This window comes from Longimicrobium sp., assembly GCF_036388275.1.
Lineage (GTDB): Bacteria > Gemmatimonadota > Gemmatimonadetes > Longimicrobiales > Longimicrobiaceae > Longimicrobium.
Map to the genome: position 1 here is coordinate 1 of NZ_DASVSF010000018.1, position 20,636 is coordinate 20,636.

2 protein-coding genes are annotated in these 20,636 nt (G+C 73.7%); both read right to left on the reverse strand.

The features are described from left to right. A partial coding sequence (locus tag VF632_RS05615) for an amino acid adenylation domain-containing protein (protein ID WP_331021878.1) occupies nucleotides 1–9,885 on the reverse strand: 9,885 nt, incomplete at its 3' end. Nucleotides 9,886–9,945: 60 nt separating this feature from the next. Further along, nucleotides 9,946–20,636 (reverse strand): amino acid adenylation domain-containing protein (locus VF632_RS05620; RefSeq protein WP_414682885.1); only part of this gene is annotated, 10,691 nt, incomplete at its 5' end.

Sequence of the window (20,636 nt, forward strand, 5' to 3'; positions counted from 1 at the left end):
CGAGGGCTGCACCTCGCGGATCATCCGCACCAGGCGTGTCGCCATCCCCTCGACGGTGCGCAGCGGCGGCTCCGATGGCGACGGCGCCGGCAGCGCGTACACCGGGATGTCGCCGTCCAGGTGAGGATGGAGCACCTGTGCGTACGCGGTGGATCCCGCTCCCTCGTGCACCAGGAAGAGCGGGGGCCGGGAGCCGGACGGGCGGATGGCGATCGCCCGGTCGCTCTCGACCTGGAGTTCCGAACCGGAAACACGCGCGGCCAGCGATTCAACCGTCGGATGCGAGAACAGGTGAGCCAGCGGAGCCTCTACCCCCAGCACCTGCCGCATCCGCGAGATCACCCGCACGGCCAGCAGCGAGTGCCCGCCCAGCTCGAAGAAGTTGTCGTGGCGGCCCACCCGCTCCACGCCCAGCACCTCGGCCCAGATCCCGGCCAGCGCCTCCTCGGTCTCGCCGACGGGCGCCGCGTACTCGCCGGCCGAATACGCATTCCCTTCCGGGGCGGGGAGCGCCCTGCGGTCCACCTTGCCGTTCGGGGTGAGCGGGTACGCCTCCATCCACACGTACGCCGCCGGCACCATGTACTCCGGCAGGCGCTCGGCGAGATGTACCCGCAGCGCATCCACCGCGACCGGCTCATCCCCCAGGTGGTACGCCACCAGCCGCCGGTCGCCGGGTGCGTCCTCGCGAACGAGAACGACCGGGGCGCGCACACCGGGGTGCTCGGCCAGCCGCGCCTCGATCTCGCCCAGCTCGATCCGGTAGCCGCGCACCTTCACCTGGAAGTCGATCCGGCCCAGGTATTCGAGTGCGTGAGTGCGTGAGTGCGTGAGTGCGTGAGTGAACGGCGGCGGGTCCCGCTGCTCGTTGGCGGCCCCCCGCGAATCTCCCACTACCGCACTAACGCACTCACGCACTTCCGCACTTTCTTTCCAGCGCACGCGGTCCATCACCCGGTACATCCGGCTCCCCGGCGGGCCGAACGGGCAGGGGACGAAGCGCTCCGCCGTCATCGCGGGACGGTTCGCGTACCCGCGCGACAGGCCGTCGCCCGCCAGGTAGAGCTCGCCCACTGCACCCATGGGCACCGGCTGAAGGTGCGCATCCAGCACGTACGCCTGCGTGTTCGCCACCTGCGTGCCCACCAGCACCTGCTCCGCGCCGCGCGGAACGACGTAGTACGTCGAATACGTGGTGTCCTCGGTCGGCCCGTAGAGGTTACCGACCTTCTGCACCGTACCGAGCGCGTACAGCCCCTGCGCCAGCGCGTTCGGCAGCGGCTCGCCGCCCAGGTTCAGCGTCTTCACGCTCGCCGGGATGCCACCGCTCTTCAGCAGCTCCGCCGCCGCGCTCGGCACCATGCTGACGTGCACGACGTCCTCGTCGACCGTCGCCAGCTCCAGCGCGTTCTCCACCAGCACCAGCTTTCCGCCCCAGGCAAGCGTGCCGAACACCTCGGCGATGGAGACGTCGAAGTTGATGGAGGTGGAGAAGAGCACCGACGAGCGTTCCTCGTCCGTCACGTTCTCCCGAAGCCAGTGCAGCAGGACCACGACGGAGGAGTGGCGGATCATCACCCCCTTGGGCCGGCCCGTGGACCCGGAGGTGAAGATCACGTGAGACAGGTTCTCGGGGAGGACGCCGCTCTCGAACGCGTCAGCGGATTCCGCCGCGATGACGTCGTGCTCGCGGTCGAGTAGAAGCGTGGCCGCATCCCCCGGCAGGCGGTCCGCCAGCCCAGACTCCGTGACGACGAGCGCCACCCCGGCATCCTCGAGCATGTAGCCCAGCCGCTCGCGGGGATACGCCGGGTCCAGCGGCACGTACGCGCCTCCGGCCCCCAGCACGCCCAGCATGGCGGCCACGAGATCCGGCGTGCGCGGCAGGCAGATGCCCACGCGCACCTCCGGCCCTACGCCGCGGCGCCGCAGCGCGTTGGCGATCTGGTTCGCCCGCCGCTCCAGCTCGGCGTACGTCCACCGCTCGCCGCGCCAGGAGAGCGCGACGGCGTGCGGCGTCCGCGCCGCCTGCGCGCGGAACAGGTCGTGGACGCGAAGACCGCCGGTGGGATACGCACGTCCCGTCGCGTTCCATTCCTCCAGGACGAGGCGCCGCTCCGCCTCCGGCAGGAGCGGAAGCGCATCCACGCGCTGGAGGTCGTCGGCGGCCATCGCCTCCAGCACCCGGCGCAGGTACGCCAGGTGGCGCTCGATGGTGGCCTGCTCGAACAGCGACGTCGCGTAGACCAGGCTGCCGGCGATGCGCTCGCCCGCCTCTCCCAGCGCGAGCGACAGGTCGAACTTGGCCGCCGCCAGCGCCGCAGAGGCCACACTCCCCACCCTCGGGCCGGGGAGCTCCGGCCGGCCCTCCGACGCGTTCAGCCACGAGAACATCACCTGGAAGAGCGGCGTGTGCGCCATGCTGCGCGCGGGACTCACCAGCTCCACCACCTGCTCGAAGGGGATGTCCTGGTGTTGCTGCGCCCCCAGCGATCGCGCCCGTACCTGCTCCAGCAGCTCCGCCACGGTGGACGGGCCGGAAAGGTCCACGCGCAGGGCGAGGGTGTTCACGAAGAAGCCGATCAGCCCCTCGATCTCGGTGCGCCCCCGGTTGGCCGTAGGCGTCCCCACCACCACGTCGCCCTGGCCCGAAACGCGGCCCAGCACCGCGGCCCATCCGGCGAGCACGGTCATGAAGAGGGTGGTGCCGTGCCGCCGGGAGAGCTCCTTCAGCGCAGCCGAGAGATCCTCGTCCAGGCTGATCCCCACCATGCCCCCGGCATGGTCCTGCCGCGAGGGACGCGGATGGTCGGTGGGCAGCTCCAACAGCTCGGGCGCGCCGGCCAGCGTCCGGGTCCAGTACTCCGCCTGCTCGCGCAGCACCTCGCCGGCGACCCACTTCCGCTGCCAGGCCGCGTAGTCCGCGTACTGCACCGGAAGCGGGACGAGCGGGTTCGCCTCCCCACGACGGAAGGCATCGTAGAGCGTGCGCAGCTCCCGCGTGAGCACCTCCATGCTCCAGGCGTCGGAGACGATGTGGTGCATCGTCATCAGCAGGACGTGGTCGTCCTCGGCCAGGCGCACCAGCCGCCCGCGGATCGGCGGCCCCTGCTCCAGGTCGAAGCGCGCGCCCGCCTCCCCGGCCGCCAGCCGGTGCAGCTCCGCCGCGGCGTCCGGGTGCCCGCCGAGGTCGTGCTCCAGGAGGTGGAAGGGGCTTGCCTCGGCGATCCGCTGCACCGGCTCGCCGTCCACCTCCACGAAGGCCGTGCGCAGCGCCTCGTGCCGGGCGACGATCGCGTCCAGCGCGCGCCGCAGCGCCGCGCGGTCCAGCTCTCCCGGCAGCCGCAGCCGCGTGGGGATGTGGTAGGTGCTGCCGAGATCGTCGAGCTGCTCCATGAACCAGAGCCGCTGCTGCGCGAACGAGAGCGGCAGCGCGCCGCTCCGCTCCACCGGCTCGATCGGCGGCAGGTTCGTCCGCGCGGCCTCCTGCACCCCGCGCGCGAAGTCCGCCAGCACCGGGCGCTCGAACAGGTCGCCGATCCCCACCTCTGCGCCCAGCACCTGCCGCACGCGCGAGATCACGCGGACGGCGAGCAGCGAGTGGCCGCCCAGCTCGAAGAAGCTGTCCCAGCGCCCCACCTGCTCCAGGCCCAGGAGCTCGGACCAGACCTCCGCCAGCGCCTGCTCCGTCTCGCCCACCGGGGCCTCGTAGCCGCGCCGCGCGTACGCGTCGCCCTCGGGCGCGGGGAGCGCCTTGCGGTCCAGCTTGCCGTTGGGCGTGAGCGGCAGCGCAAGCAGATGGACGTACGCCGCCGGCACCATGTGCTCGGGCAGGCGCTCCGACAGGTACGAGCGCAGCGCCTCGACCTCGACGGAGTCCGATCCCACGACGTACGCCACCAGCCGCCTGTCGCCGGCTGCATCCTCGCGCGCGGCCACCACCGCCTCGCGCACCGACGGGTGCTCCAGCAGCCGCGCCTCGATCTCCCCCAGCTCCACGCGGAAGCCGCGGATCTTCACCTGGAAGTCGTTGCGTCCCAGGAACTCGAGGGTCCCGTCCGCACGCCACCGCCCGAGATCGCCCGTGCGGTACAGACGCGCCCCCGGCTGGCCGCCGAACGGATCGGGGACGAAGCGCTCCGCCGTCACCGCCGGGCGGTCCAGGTACCCGCGCGCCACCCCCGCGCCGCCGATGAACAGCTCACCGGCCACGCCCACGGGCACGGGCTCTCCCGCGGCGTCCAGGACGTAGACGCGCACGTTCCCCACCGGAGCGCCGATGGCCGGGGCGCGGTCCTCGTCGCCGCACCGGTACGCCGTGGAGTCGATCGTCGCCTCGGTGGGGCCGTACAGGTTCACCACTTCCCCCACGCCCCGGGCGCGCGCCTCCGCCACCAGCGCCGCGGCGAGCGGCTCGCCGCCACAGAACACCAGGCGGGGGCGCAGCGGCGCACCCTCGGGAAGACCGCGCAGCACCGCCTGGAGGAGCGTGGGAACGAACTGGACGACGGTCACGCCGCGCTCCTCGATCACCCGCGCGATCGCGCCCGGGTCCTTCGCCGCGTCGACGGGAAGGAGCACCAGCCGGGCGCCGACGGCCAGCGTCGTCCACAGCTCCCACACCGACGCGTCGAAGGAGATGGAGGTGCGCTGCAGCACCGCGTCGTCCGGGCCCATCCCGAAGGCGCCGGCCTGCCACGCGGTGTGGTTCGCCAGGCTCCGGTGCTCGATCATCACCCCCTTGGGCGTGCCCGTGGAGCCGGAGGTGTAGATGACGTACGCCAGGTGCCCGGGGGTGAGCCCCGCGCGCTCGGGGTCGGTGGCCGGGAACCGCGCCCACCCGGTGCCCTCCAGGTCGATCACCGGCACGTCCACGCCCGCGAACAGCGCCTGCACCCCCTTCAGCGAGCCCTGCGTGAGCACGGCCGCGGGTGCGCTGTCGTGCAGCATGTAGCGCAGCCGCTCCGCCGGATAGCCCGGGTCCAGCGGAACGTAGCCACCGCCGGCCTTGAGGATGGCCAGCAGCCCGGCCGCCATCGCCGGGCCGCGCTCCACGCAGATCGCCACCCGCGCGTCGGGCCCCACGCCCAGCCCGCGGAGGTGGTGCGCCAGGCGGTTGGCGCGCTCGTTCAGCTCCGCGTAGGTGAGCTCGCCGCCATCGAAGACCACGGCCACCGCGTCGGGCGCGCGCTCCACCTGCGCCTCGACCAGCTCGTGGATGCACGACTCGCGGGGATACGCGGCGTCCGTCGCGTTCCACTCCTCCACCACGAGACGCCGCTCGGCCGCAGGCAGGAGCGGGAGCGCGTCCACGGCCTGCAGGTCGTCGGCGGCGAATGCCTCCAGCACCCGGCGCAGGTACGCCAGGTGGCGCTCGACGCTGGCCTGGTCGAAGAGCGCCGTGGCGTACGTGGCGCCGCCCACGATGCGCCCGCCCGACTCCCACAGCGTGAGCGACAGGTCGACCTTCGCCGTCCCCTGCGCCGCCTCCTGCGACGGCCCCCGCGCCGCCTCCCGCGGCGGCCCGGAGCCCGCGCTCCCGAGCCTGGGGCCGGGCAGCTCCGGCCCGCCCTCCGACGCGCTCTGCCAGGTGAGCATCACCTGGAAGAGCGGGTTGTGCGCCAGGCTGCGGGTGGGCTGCACCAGCTCCACCACCTGCTCGAAGGGGATGTCCTGGTTCTGCTGCGCTCCCAGTGCCCGTGCCCGAGCCTGCTCCAGCAGGCCGGAAACGGAGGGCGAGCCGCCGAGCTCGATGCGCAGCGCCAGCGTGTTCACGAACAAGCCGATCAGCCCCTCGATCTCGCGGCGGCCGCGATTCGCCGAGGGCGTTCCGACCACCACGTCTTCCTGCCCCGACAGCCGGCCCAGCACCGCCGCCCACCCCGCCAGCAGCGTCATGAACAGCGTGGTGCCGTGGCGCCGCGAGAGCGCCCTGAGCCCCGCCGAAAGCTCGTCGCCCAGGTCGATCCCCACCGTGCCCCCCACGTGGTCCGGCCGCGCCGGGCGCGGGCGGTCGGTGGGAAGCTCCAGCAGCTCCGGCGCTCCGGACAGCGCCTGCTTCCAGTACTCCGCCTGCTCCCGCAGCACCTCGCCGCCCACCCACTGCCGCTGCCAGGCCGCGTAGTCGGCGTACTGGATGGGGAGCGGGGGGAGCGGGTTTTCCTCTCCACGCCGGAAGGCGGCGTAGAGCGCGCCCAGCTCCCGCGTCAGCACCCCCATGCTCCAGCCGTCGGAGACGATGTGGTGCATCGTCAGGAGCAGCACGTGGTCGTCCTCCGCCAGCCGGACCAGCCGGCCGCGGATGAGCGGCCCCTGCTCCAGGTCGAAGCGCGCACCCGCTTCTTCGGCCGCCAGCCGGCGGAACTGCGCCTCGGCGTCCGCGTCGCCGCCCAGGTCGTGCTCCAGGAGGTGGAAGGGGCTCTCCTCCGCGATCCGCTGCACCGGCTCGCTATCCACCTGCACGAACGTCGTGCGCAGCGCCTCGTGGCGGGCAAGCATCGCGTCCAGCGCGCGACGCAGCGCTCCCCGGTCCAGCTCTCCCCGCAGCCGCAGGCGCGTGGGGACGTGGTACGTGCTGCCGAGATCGCCCATCTGCTCCAGGAACCAGAGCCGCTGCTGCGCGAAGGAGAGCGGCAGCCGCTCGCCGCGATCCACCCGCTCGATCGGCGGGAGCGCGGTACGCGCCGCGTCCTCGATGGTGCGCGCGAGATCCGCCAGCACCGGGCGGTCGAAGAGGTCGGCGAGCGCCACCTCCGCGCCCAGGACCTGCCGCACGCGCGAGGTCAGCCGCACCGCCAGGAGCGAGTGGCCGCCCAGCTCGAAGAAGTGGTCCCACCGGCCTGCCTGCTCCATCCCCAGCAGCTCGGACCAGATCTCCGCCAACGCCCGCTCGGTTTCGCCCACCGGGGCCTCGTAGCCGCGCCGCGCGTACGCGTCGCCCTCGGGCGCGGGGAGCGCCTTGCGGTCCAGCTTGCCGTTGGGCGTGAGCGGCCACTCCTGCAGCGGCACGAAGGCAGCCGGCACCATGTACTCCGGCAGCCGCTCCGACAGGTGCGTGCGGAGCGTCTCCACGTCGAGCGCCTCGCCCACGTAGTACGCCACCAGCCGCCGGTCTTCCGACGCGTCCTGGCGCACCAGCACCACGGCATCGCGCACCGCGGGGTGCTCGGAGAGCCGCGCCTCGATCTCGCCCGGCTCGATGCGGAAGCCGCGGATCTTCACCTGGAAGTCGGTGCGGCCCAGGAACTCGAGGGTCCCGTCCGCCAGCCACCGCGCCAGGTCGCCCGTGCGGTACAGCCGCGCGCCGGCCGCGCCCGCGAACGGGTCGGGAACGAAGCGCTCCGCCGTCAGCCCGGGACGGTGCTGGTAGCCGCGCGCCACCCCCGCCCCGCCGATGTACAGCTCGCCCGCCACGCCCTCCGGCACCGGCTCGCCCGCCCGGTCGAGCAGGTAGACGCGCGTGTTGGCGATCGGCCGGCCGATGTGCACCTTCGCCGACGCCCCGATCTCGCCGGAGGTGGCCACCACGGTGGTTTCCGTGGGCCCGTAGTTGTTCACCAGCGTGAACGGCAGCGGCTCGGCCGGGAGGCTCCGCAGCCGGTCGCCGCCGATCAGCAGCGTGCGCAGCCCCGCGCTGGCCCGGCCGCGCGCGAAGGCCACCTCCGCCAGCGGCGTGGGAAGGAAGCTCACGTCCAGCGCCTGCTCCTCCCACCACTCCAGCAGCGCCTGGGGATCGCGCGTGGCCGGAAGCATCAGCGCGGCGCCAGCACAGAGCGGCGGCCACACCTCCCAGGTGGTGGCGTCGAACCCGAACCCCGCCACGCTGGACGACCGGTCGCCCGCCTTCACCCCGAACGCGGCGCAGTGCCACGCCACGAGGTTCGCCAGGCTCCGGTGCTCCACCATCACCCCCTTGGGCTGCCCCGTGGAGCCCGAGGTGTAGATGACGTACGCGAGATGATCCGGCGCGGTGCCCGGGCGGCCGGGGTTCGTTTCCGGCTGGCCGGCCCACGCCCGGGCATCGGCCACGAGATCGATCACCCGCACCTCCGTCCCACCGAACAGCCCCGCCAGCGAGCCCTCCGTGAGCACGACGACGGGCGCGCTGTCCGCCAGCATGGCACCCAGCCGCTCGGCCGGATAGGCGGGGTCGAGCGGTACGTACGCGCCGCCCGCCTTCACGATCGCGAGCAGCCCCACCATCATTTCCATCCCGCGGCCCACGCAGATCGCCACCCGCGCGTCCGGCCCCACGCCCAGCGCGCGGAGGTGGTGCGCCAGGCGGTTCGCCCTGCGGTTCAGCTCGCCGTAGCTCAGCGCCTCCGCTCCGAAGGCCACCGCCCGCGCGTCGGGCGCGCGCTCCACCTGCGCCTCGAAGAGCTCGTGCACGCAGGTGTCCCGCGGGAAATCGGCGTCCGTGCGGTTCCACTCCTCCACGACCCGGCGCCGCTCCGCCTCCGGCAGCAGCGGAAGCGCATCCACGCGCTGGAGGTCGTCGGCGGCCATCGCCTCCAGCACCCGGCGCAGGTACGCCAGGTGGCGCTCGATGGTGGCCTGCTCGAACAGCGACGTGGCGTACACCACGCTCCCCATGATGCGTCCGCCCGACTCCCCCAGCGCGAGCGACAGGTCGAACTTCGCCGTCGTCGCCTGCGCCGCCCGGCCCACGCCTCCCCCCCGGGGGCCGGGGAGCCCCGGCCGGGCCTCGGACGCGCCCTGCCAGGCGAACATCACCTGGAAGAGCGGCGTGTGCGCCAGGCTGCGCGCGGGACTCACGAGCTCCACCACCTGCTCGAAGGGGATGTCCTGGTTCTGCTGCGCACCCAGCGACCGGGTCCGCACCTGCTCCAGCAGCTCGGCCACCGTGGGCGAGCCGGAAAGGTCCACGCGCAAGGGGAGGATGTTGACGAAGAAGCCGATCAGCCCCTCGATCTCCGTGCGGCCCCGGTTGGCGCTGGGCGCGCCGACGACCACGTCGTCCTGCCCCGACAGGCGGCCGAGGACCACGGCCCACCCCGCCAGCAGCGTCACGAAAGGCGTGGTGCCGCGGCGCTGGCTCAGCGCGTTCAGCCCCGCCGTGAGCTCCTCGCCCAGGTCGATCTCCAGGGCGATCCCGGCGTGGTCCTTCCGCGTGGGACGCGGATGGTCGGTGGGCAGCTCCAGCAGCTCGGGCACGCCAGCGAGCGTCGTCTTCCAGTACTCCGCCTGCTGGCGCAGCACCTCGCCGGCGACCCACTTCCGCTGCCATGCCGCGTAGTCCGCGTACTGGATCGGCAGCGGGGGGAGCGGGTTCTCCTCTCCCCGGCGGAAGGCGGCGTACAGGATGCCCAGCTCCCGCGTCAGCACCCCCATGCTCCAGCCGTCGGAGACGATGTGGTGCATCGTCATCAGCAGGAGGTGGTCGTCGCCGGGCAGCCGCACCAGGCGCCCGCGGATCAGGGGTCCGTGCTCCAGGTCGAAGAGGGCGCCCGCCTCCTCGGCCGCCAGCCGGCGCAGCTCCGACGGTGCGTGGGGGTGCTCGCGTAGGTCGTGCTCCACCAGGGGGAAGCCGCCCGGCGGCGCGATGCGCTGAACCGGCTCGCCCCCCACCTCCACGAAGGTCGTGCGCAGCGCCTCGTGCCGCGCAAGCATCGCGTCCAGCGCACGCCGCAGCGCCGCCAGGTCCAGATCCCCGCCCAGCCGCAGCTGCGTGGGGATGTGGTACGTGTCGCCGAGCCCGCCGAGCTGCTCCAGGAACCACAGGCGCTGCTGCGCGAAGGAGAGCGGCAGCGGCCCGCCGCGGTCCACCGGCTCGATGGGCGCCGTCACCGGGCTGCGCTGGAGCCGGGCGGCCCGGGCGAGCTTCAGCAGCCTTTCCGCGCTGGTAACCGACGGAGTCAATGTCATGGTGCGAAAACGAGGGTCGCGGTGAACGGGCCGGCCGGGCCCGTCGGAGTCGTGTCGAGATCACCCATCGGTGGCATCGTCGTCGAGCAGCGCGCCCAGGCGCGCGAGCTCCTCCGGGTCGAACTGGGCGAGCAGCGCGTGGACGACGTGCTGGGCGAGCGTGGAGAGCACCGGCTTTTCGAACAGGTCGGCGATCCCCACCTCCGCGCCCAGCACCTGCCGCACACGCGAGATCACGCGGACGGCCAGGAGCGAGTGGCCGCCCAGCTCGAAGAAGTGGTCGTGGCGGCCCACCCGTTCCAGGCCCAGCACCTCGGCCCAGATCCCGGCCAGCGCCTCCTCCGTCTCCCCCACAGGCGCCTCGTAGCCGCGCGTCGCGAATGCGTCGCCCTCGGGCGCGGGCAGCGCCTTGCGGTCCACCTTGCCGCTCGGGGTGAGTGGCAGCGCATCGAGATGGACGTACGCCGCCGGCAGCATGTACTCCGGCAGGCGCTCCGCCAGGTACGCCCGCAGCGCATCGGCCTCGACGGTGCCGGGGCCCACGATGTACGCCACCAGCCGCGGGTCGCCCGCCCCCACCTCGCGCGCGGCCACCACGGCCTCGCGCACCGACGCGTGCTCGCGCAGCCGCGCCTCGATCTCGCCCGGCTCGATGCGGAAGCCGCGCACCTTCACCTGGAAGTCGGCGCGCCCCAGGAACTCGAGAACCGCAGTGCGTGAGTGCGTCAGTGCGTCAGTGCGGGAGTTGGGCACGGGATTCACTTCCGCACTCACGCACTCACGCACTTCCGCACTCTCCCGCCACCGCGCCCGGTCGCCCGTCCGGTACAGGCGCGCGCCCACGCCGCCGAACGGGTCGGGGACGAAGCGCTCCGCCGTCAGCCCCGGCCGCCCCAGGTAGCCGCGCGCCAGGAGCCCGCCCAGGAACAGCTCGCCCGCGACGCCCGGGGGCACGGGCGCCCCGCGCGCGTCCAGGACGTAGGCGCTGCGTCCCGGAAGCGGCCGCCCGATGGGCGCGGCCGATCCGGCGAAGCGTGCCGCAAAGCCGGCGGAGACGGCGAACGCCGTGGCGGTGACCACCGCCTCCGTGGGCCCGTAGCAGTTGAGCAGGCGCGTGGCCTCTCCCGCGGCCGCCGCCGCCGTCGGGAGGGCGTCACCGCCCACCAGGAGGAGCCGTACCCCGGGAAGCGAGCCCGTGGCCAGGACCTCCTGCCAGTACGCCGGCGGGAGATTGGCGACGGTGACGCCCAGGGAGCGGGCCCGCCCCGCGAAATCGGCGGGGCTCCACAGCTCCGCTCCCCGAAGCACCAGCGTGGCGCCGGTGAGAAGCGGCAGGAAGACCTGCTCCAGCGACACGTCGAAGCCCGACGAGGCGAACTGGAGAACACGGTCCTCGCGAACGATCCCCAGTGCCCCGGCCATCGCGCGGAAGTGCGCGGCCGCGGCACCGTGCTCCACCCCCACGCCCTTGGGGCGGCCGGTGGATCCCGACGTGTAGATCAGGTAGGCGAGGCCCTCCGGACGGACGCCGGAGACCGGCGGATCGCCGCATTCGGCGCCGATCCGCTCCGCGTCGGCGTCCACCCGAACCGTTGCATCGACGCCGATGCGCCCGGCGAGCGCCGCGCGCGTCACCAGCGCAATCGTCCCGGCGTCTTCGGCCATGTACGCCAGGCGCTCCGCGGGAAGCGACGGATCGAGCGGCACGTAGACGCCGCCCGCTTTCAGGACGGCCAGGAGGGCGACCACCAGCTCGGGGCCCCACTCCAGGAATACCCCCACCCGCGCCTCGGGCCCCACCCCGAGCGCCCGCAGGTGGTGCGCGAGCCGGTTGGCGCGCGCGTCCAGCTCCGCGTACGTCAGCGTCTCGTCCGCATGGACCAGGGCCGCGGCCACGGGCGTCAGCCGCGCCTGCGTCCCGAACAGCTCGTGGATGCACGGCCCGGAGAGGTGCGCCGCCTCGCCCGCGCTCCACTCCTCCACGACGAGGCGCCGCTCGGCCTCGGGGAGGAGCGGGAGCGCGTCCACGGCCTGCAGGTCGTCGGCGGCGAACGCCTCCAGCACCCGGCGCAGGTACGCCACGTGGCGCTCGATGGTGGCCTGCTCGAACAGCGACGTCGCGTACATGAGACTTCCGGCGATGCGCCCGCCCGCCTCGCCAAGGGCGAGCGACAGGTCGAACTTCGCCACCTGCAGCGACGCCGAGGACACGCCCCCCAGCGTGAGGCCGGGGAGCTCCAGCCGGCTCTCCGATGCGCTCTGCCACGAGAACATCACCTGGAAGAGCGGGCTGTGCGCCAGGGTGCGCGCCGGCTGCACCAGCTCCACCACCTGCTCGAAGGGGATGTCCTGGTGGTGCTGCGCCTCCAGCGCCCGCTCCCTCACCCGCCGGAGCAGATCCGAGACGGACGGCGAACCGCCGAGCTCGATCCGCAGGGCCAGCGTGTTCACGAAGAACCCGATCAGCCCCTCGATCTCGCGGCGGCCGCGGTTCGCCGAGGGCGTCCCGACCACCACGTCGCCCTGCCCCGACAGCCGGTCCAGCACCGCCGCCCAGCCGGCCAGCAGCGTCATGTGCAGCGTGCTGCCGTGCCGGCGCGAGAGCGCCTTGAGCCCGGCGGAAAGCTGGTCGCCCAGGTCGATCCCCACGAGGGCCCCGGCGTGGTCCTGCCGCGCCGGGCGCGGGCGGTCGATGGGCAGCTCCAGCCGCTCCGGCGCGCCGGCCAGGGTGCGCGTCCAGTACTCCGCCTGCTCCCGCAGCACCTCCCCGTCCACCCACTTCCGCTGCCAGGCGGCGTAGTCCGCGTACTGCACCGGCAGCGGCGGAAGCGGATCGGGCCGGCCCTCGCGGAAGGCGCCGTAGAGCGCGCCCATCTCGTTCGTCAGCACGCCCGACGACCAGCCGTCGGAGACGATGTGGTGCATCGTCAGCAGCAGCACGTGGTCGTCCTCCGCCAGCCGGATCAGCTGGCCGCGGACCAGCGGGCCGCGCTCCAGGTCGAACGGGGCGTTCGCCTCCTCGCCGGCCAGGCGGCGCAGCTCCGCCTCGGCATCGGGATGGGCGGAAAGGTCGTGCCCGGCCAGGTGGAATCCGCTCTCCCCGATCGGGGCGATCCGCTGCTCCGGTTCGCCGCCCGCGGCGTGGAAGGTGGTCCGCAGTGCCTCGTGCCGCTCGACGATCCTTTCCAGCGCGCGAGCCAGCGCCGTGCCGTCCAGCTCACCGCGCAGGCGCAGCCCCTTGGGGATGTGGTACATGCTCCCCATCCCGCCCATCTGCTCCAGGAACCAGAGCCGCTGCTGGGCAAAGGAGAGCGGAAGCCGGCCAGTCCGCGCCACCCGCTCGATGGGGGGCAGGTCGGCGCGCCCCGCCTGCTCCAGCCCCCGCGCGAAGTCCGCCAGCGCCGGACGCTCGAACAGGTCGCCGATCCCCACCTCCGCGCCCATCGCCTGGCGCACGCGCGAGATCACGCGGACGGCGAGCAGCGAATGGCCGCCCAGCTCGAAGAAGTTGTCCCCGCGCCCCACCCGCTCCACGTCCAGCAGCTCGGACCAGATCTCCGCCAGCGCCTGCTCCATTTCCCCCAACGGGGCCTCGTAGCCGCGCCGCGCGAACGCGTCGCCTTCGGGCGCGGGCAGCGCGTTGCGGTTCACCTTGCCGCTGGACGTCAGCGGAAAGGTGTCGAGGCGCACGTACGCCGCCGGCACCATGTGCTCCGGCAGGCGCTCCGCCAGGAAAGCCCGCAGCGCATCGGCCTCAGCGGAGCCGGGGCCCACGCTGTACGCCACCAGCCGCCGGTCGCCCGCCTCGTTCTCGCGCGCGACGACCACCGCCTCGCGCACCGACGCGTGCTCGCGCAGCCGCGCCTCGATCTCTCCCAGCTCGATCCGGAAGCCGCGCACCTTCACCTGGAAGTCGTTGCGTCCCAGGAACTCGATAGTCCCGTCCGGCCGCCACCGCCCCAGGTCGCCCGTGCGGTAGAGCCGCGCCCCGGGCTGGCCACCGAACGGGTCGGGGACGAAGCGCTCCGCCGTCAGCCCCGGCCGCCCCAGGTAGCCGCGCGCCACCTGCACCCCGCCCAGGTATAGCTCGCCGGCCACGCCGGCGGGCGCCGGCTGGGCGGCACGGTCCAGGAAGTAGGCGCGGCAGCCGGCCATCGGCCGGCCGATGGACACGTGCGGACCCGCCACCTCGGCCGGGCAGCGCAGCCAGGTGACGTCCACGGCGGCCTCGGTGGGGCCGTAGACGTTGTGCAGTTCTGCGTGCGGCAGCAGCTCCGCCGCGCGCCGCGCCAGGGCGGCCGGGAGCGCTTCGCCGCCGCACACCACCCGCGCGACGGAGGTGCACCGCTCGATCCCCGGCTCCTCGAGCAGGAACCCGAACATGGTGGGGACGAAGTGCAGCGTGGTGACACCCTCGCGGCGGATCGTCTCCGCCAGGTAGGCGGGGTCGCGGTGCCCGCCCGGGCGCGCGATCACCATCCTCGCGCCCGCCAGCAGCGGCGGAAAGAGCTCGCGCGCCGAGGCGTCGAAGCTCACCGGCGTCTTCTGCAGCACCACGTCGCCGGGGCCGAGCGGCCACGCCTCGCCCATCCACCCCATGACGTTGGCCAGCGCGCGGTGCTCCACCATCACCCCCTTGGGGCGGCCGGTGGAGCCGGAGGTGTAGATGACGTACGCCAGGTGGCCGAGCGCCGGCCCCGCACCCATCGAGGAGGGATTCTCCGCGGGCTCGTCCACCCAGTCCCCCGCGCGGGCATCGAGGTCGATCACCGGGATGGCCTCGCCGGCGAAGCGCGCGGCGGTGCCGGCGTGCACCAGCAGCGCCGCGGGGGCGCCGTCGTCCAGCATGTGGCGCAGCCGGTCCTCGGGGTCGCCCGGGTCCAGCGGGACGTACGCGCCCCCCGCCTTGAGCACGGCCAGGAAGGCGATCATCAGCTCCGGGCTGCGCTCGATGCAGACCGCCACCCGCACGTCGGGCCCCACGCCCCGTCCGCGGAGGTGGTGTGCCAGCCGGTTGGCGCGGTCGTTCAGCTCCGCATACGTCAGCGAGCGGTCCTCGAAGACCACGGCGACGGCGTCGGGGGTGCGCGCCACCTGCGCCTCGAAGAGCTCGTGCACGCACGCGTTGCGCGGGACGTCCCTCTCCGCGCGGTTCCACTCCTCGAGCACCAGGCTCCGCTCGGCCTCGTCCAGCAGCTCCAGCCGGTCCACCGGCTGCGCGTCGTCGGCCACCATCGCGTCCAGCACGCGCCGCAGGTAGCCCACCCAGCGCTCCACCGTCGCCTGCTCGAAGAGCGCCGTGGCGTACGTGGCGCTGCCCACGATTCGGCCGCCCGCCTCCCACAGCGTGAGCGACAGGTCTACCTTCGCCGCCGCCGCCGTCGCCCGCCCCGACCCCGCGTCCACCCCCGCCAGCCTGAGGCCGGGGAGCTCCAGCCCACCCTCCGGGGCGTTCTGCCAGGTGAGCATCACCTGGAAGACCGGGTTGTGCGCCAGGCTGCGCGCGGGCTGCACCAGCTCCACCACCTGCTCGAAGGGGATGTCCTGGTTCTGCTGCGCACCCAGCGATCGAGCCCGTACCTGCACCAGCAGCTCCGCCAGGGTGGGGGAGCCGGCGAGATCCACGCGCACCGCCAGCGTGTTCACGAAGAAGCCGATCAGCCCCTCGATCTCGGTGCGGCCGCGGTTGGCGGTGGGGGTTCCGACCACCACGTCGGGCTGGCCCGAAAGGCGGCCCAGCACCGCGGCCCAGGCGGCGAGCACGGTCATGAACAGGGTGGTGCCGTGGCGCTGGCCCAGCGCTTTCAGGCCGGCCGTCAGCGCCTCGTCCATCACCACGCCCACCGACGCGCCCGCCTGGTCCCGCCGCATGGGACGCGGATGATCGGTGGGGAGCTCCAGCAGCTCCGGCGCGCCGGTGAGCGTCTCCGTCCAGTACTCCGCCTGCTGCCGGAGCACGTCGCCATCCACCCACTTCCGCTGCCATGCCGCGTAGTCGGCGTACTGCACCGGCAGAGGCGGCAGGGGATCGGGCTCGCCGCGGCGGAAGGCGTCGTAGAGGGCGCCCAGCTCGCGGGTGAACACCCCCATGCTCCAGCCGTCGGAGACGATGTGGTGCATGGTGACGACCAGCACGTGGTCGTCGGCCGCCAGCCGGATCAGCTGGCCGCGGATGAGCGGCCCCTGCTCCAGGTCGAACGGCGCCCGCGCCTCTTCGCCCAACAGCCGCTGCAGTTCGGACCTCGCCTGGGGATCGCCGCCGAGGTCGTACTCCGCGAGCGGGAACCGGCTCTCCTTCACCGGGGCGATGCGCTGCGCGGGCACGCCGTCACTCGCGGGAAAGCGGGTGCGCAGCGCCTCGTGCCGCGCCACGATCCGCTCCAGCGCACGCACCAGCGCCTCCCGGTGCAGCTCGCCCCGCAGCCGCAGGCGGGTGGGGATGTGATAGGCCGTCCCGGCGCCGTTCATGTGGTGCAGGAACCAGAGACGCTGCTGGGCGAAGGAGAGCGGCAGCGCGCCGCTCCGCTGCACCGTCTCGATCGGCGGCAGGTTCGTCCGCGCGGCCTCCTGCACCCCGCGCGCGAAGTCCGCCAGCACCGGGCGCTCGAACAGGCCGCCGATCCCCACCTCGGCGCCCATCACCTGGCGCACGCGCGAGATCACGCGAACGGCGAGCAGCGAGTGGCCTCCCAACTCGAAGAAGTTGTCCCAGCGGCCCACCCGCTCCACGCCCAGCAGCTCGGACCAGACCTCCGCCAGCGCCTGCTCCGTCTCTCCCACCGGGGCCTCGTAGCCGCCCCGCGCGTACGCGTCCCCATCGGGCGCGGGGAGCGCCTTGCGGTCCACCTTGCCGCTGGGCGTCAGCGGCAAGGCGTCGAGCCGCACGTACGCCGCCGGCACCATGTACTCCGGCAGGCGCTCCGACAGGTACGAGCGCAGCGCCTCGACTTCGACGGAGTCCGATCCCACGACGTACGCCACCAGCCGCGTGTCGCCCGAGCCCTCCGCGCGCGCGGCCACCACGGCCTCGCGCACCGACGCGTGCTCGCGCAGCCGCGCCTCGATTTCGCCGAGCTCGATGCGGAAGCCGCGCACCTTCACCTGGAAGTCGATCCGGCCCAGGAACTCGAGAACCGCAGTGCGTGAGTGCGTCAGTGCGTCAGTGCGGGAGTTGGGCACGGGATTCACTTCCGCACTCACGCACTCACGCACTTCCGCACTCTCCCGCCAGCGCGCCCGGTCGCCGGTGCGGTACAGGCGCGCACCCGGCGCGCCGCCGAACGGGTCGGGGACGAAGCGCTCCGCCGTCAGCCCCGGCCGCCCCAGGTAGCCGCGCGCCAGGAGCCCGCCCAGGAACAGCTCGCCCGCCACGCCCGGGGGAACGGGTGCCCCGCGCACGTCCAGGACGTAGGCACTGCGTCCCGGGAGAGGCCGCCCGATGGGCGCGGCCGATCCGGCGAAGCCCTCCGCGAAGCCGCCGGGAACGGCGAACGCCGTGGCGGTGACCACCGCCTCCGTGGGTCCATAGCAGTTGAGCAGGCGCGTGGCGTCTCCCGCGGCCGCCGCCGCGGTGGGAAGTGCGTCGCCGCCGACCAGGAGAAGCCGTACCTCGGGAAGTGCACCCGTGGCCAGCACCTCCTGCCAGTACGCGGGCGGGAGGTTGGCGACGGTGACGCCCAGGGAGCGGGCCCGCCCAGCGAACTCGGCGGGGCTCCACAGCTCCGCGCCCCGGAGCACCAGCGTGGCTCCGGTGAGAAGCGGCAGGAAGACCTGCTCCAGCGATACGTCGAACCCCGCCGAGGCGAACTGGAGCACGCGGTCCTCGCGGACGATCTCCAGCGTCGCGGCCATCGCGCGGAAGTGCGTGGCCGCGGCACGGTGCTCCACCGCCACGCCCTTGGGGCGGCCCGTGGAGCCGGACGTGTAGATCAGGTAGGCGAGGCCCTCCGGAGCGACGTCCGATGCCGGCGCGTCGCCGCGCTCGACGGCGATCCGCTCCGCGTCGGCGTCCACCCGCACCGTCACGCCGACAGCCAGGCGGCCGGCAAGTGCGTCGCGGGTCACCACGACGCCGGCCCCGGCGTCTTCCGCCATGAACGCCAGGCGCTCGTCGGGGAGCGACGGATCGAGCGGCACGTAGACGCCGCCCGCCTTCAGCACGGCCAGAAGCGCGACCACCAGCTCGGGACCCCACTCCAGGAAGACCCCCACCCGCGCCTCGGGCTCGACGCCGAGCGACCGCAGGTGGTGCGCGAGCCGGTTGGCGCGCGCGTCCAGCTCCGCGTAGGCCAGCGTCTCGTCCGCGTGGACCAGGGCGACAGCCCCGGGCGTCAGCCGTGCCTGCGCCTGGAACAGCTCGTGGATGCACAGCTCGGGCACGTGCGCCGCCTCGCCCGCGCTCCACTCCTCCAGCACCCGGCGCCGCTCGGCCTCAGGCAGGAGCGGGATCGCGTCCACGGCCTGCAGGTCGTCCGAGACGAATGCCTCGAGCACCCGGCGCAGGTAGGCCAGGTGGCGCTCGATGGTGGCCCGTTCGAACAGCGACGTCGCGTAGGTCAGGCTACCGGCGATGCGCTCGCCCGCCTCTCCCATTGAGAGCGACAGGTCGAACTTGGCCGCCGCCTGGGACGCCGCGCCCGCGCCCTCCAGCCTGGCACCGGGGACCTCCGGCGGGCCTTGCGACGCGTTCTGCCAAGCGAACATCACCTGAAAGAGCGGGCTGTGCGCCATGCTGCGCACCGGCTGCACCAGCTCCACCACCTGCTCGAAGGGGATGTCCTGGTGTTGCTGCGCCCCCAGCGATCGCGCCCGTACCTGCTCCAGCAGTTCCGCCACGGTGGGCGGACCGGAAAGGTCCACGCGCAGGGCAAGGGTGTTGACGAAGAAGCCGATCAGCCCCTCGACCTCGGTGCGCCCCCGGTTGGCCGTGGGCGTCCCTACCACCACGTCGTCCTGGCCCGAGATGCGGCCCAGCACCGCGGCCCACCCGGCGAGCACGGTCATGAAGAGGGTGGCGCCGTGCCGCCGGGAGAGCTCCTTCAGCGCGGCCGAGAGCTCCTCGTCCACGCTGATCCCCACCGTGCCCCCGGCATGGTCCTGCCGCGCGGGACGCGGACGGTCCGCAGGCAGCTCCAACAGCTCGGGCGCGCCGGCCAGCGTCCGGGTCCAGTACTCCGCCTGCTCGCGCAGCACCTCGCCGGCGACCCACTTCCGCTGCCAGGCCGCGTAGTCGGCGTACTGCACCGGAAGCGGGACGAGCGGGTTCGCGTCCCCACGACGGAAGGCATCGTAGAGCGTGCGCAGCTCCCGCGTCAGCACCTCCATGCTCCAGGCGTCGGAGACGATGTGGTGCATCGTCATCAGCAGGACGTGGTCGTCCTCGGCCAGGCGCACCAGCCGCCCGCGGATCGGCGGCCCCCGCTCCAGGTCGAAGGGCGCATTCGCCTCCTCCGCCGACAGCCGGCGCAGCTCCGCCGCGGAGTCCGGATGCCCGCCGAGGTCGTGCTCCAGGAGGTGGAACGGGCTTTCCTCCGCGATCCGCTGCACCGGCTCGCCGTCCACCTCCACGAAGGTCGTGCGCAGCGCCTCGTGCCGGGCGACGATCGCGTCCAGCGCACGCCGCAGCGCCGCCCCGTCCAGCTCGCCGCCCAGCCGCAGCCGCGTGGGGATGTGGTACGTGCCGCCCAGGTCGTCGAGCTGCTCCAGGAACCAGAGGCGCTGCTGGGCGAAGGAGAGCGGCAGCCGCCCCGCGCGATCCACGCGCTCGATCGGCGGCAGCTCGGTGCGCGCCGCATCCTCGATGGTGCGCGCGAGATCCGCCAGCACCGGGCGCTGGAAGAGGTCGGCGAGCGCCAGCTCCGCGCCCAGCACCTGCCGCACGCGCGAGGTCACCCGCACCGCCAGCAGCGAGTGGCCGCCCAGCTCGAAGAAGTGGTCCCACCGGCCTGGCTGCTCCACCCCCAGCAACTCGGACCAGATCTCCGCCAGCGCCCGCTCGGTCTTGCCCACCGGCGCCTCGTAGCCGCGCCGCGCGTACGCGCCGCCTTCGGGGGCGGGGAGCGCCTTGCGGTCCACTTTTCCGTTGGGCGTGAGCGGCAGCGCATCCAGGTGCACGTACGCCGCCGGCACCATGTGCTCCGGCAGGCGCTCGCCCAGGTAGGCGCGCAGCGCGTCGGCCTCCACGCGGGCCGAGGCCACGACGTAGGCCACCAGCCGCCGGTCGCCGGTCGCGTCCTCGCGCACGACGACGACGGCCTCGCGGACCGCCGCGTGCTCCGCCAGCCGCGCCTCGATCTCGCCCGGCTCGATGCGGAAGCCGCGCACCTTCACCTGGTCGTCCATGCGGCCGATGAAGTCCAGCCGGCCGTCCGCCAGCCGGCGCACCCGGTCGCCGGTGCGGTACAGGCGCGCGCCGGGCTCGCCCCCGAACGGGTCCGGGGCGAAGCGCTCGGCCGTGAGCCCCGGCCGGCCCAGGTACCCGCGCGCCACCCCTGCCCCGCCCAGGTACAGCTCGCCCGGGACGCCCACCGGCACCGGGCCGAGCGCCGCGTCCAGGACGTAGGCGCGCACGTTGGCGATGGGCGCGCCGATGTCCGGCTTGGCCGCCGGGGCGGCGCACTCCGCCGCCGTGCTCCAGATGGTGGCCTCGGTGGGCCCGTACAGGTTCCACAGCCGGTGCCGCGCGCCCCAGCGCTCCACGAGCTCCGCCGGCAGCGCCTCGCCGGCCACCGTGATGGTGCGCAGCGCGGGCA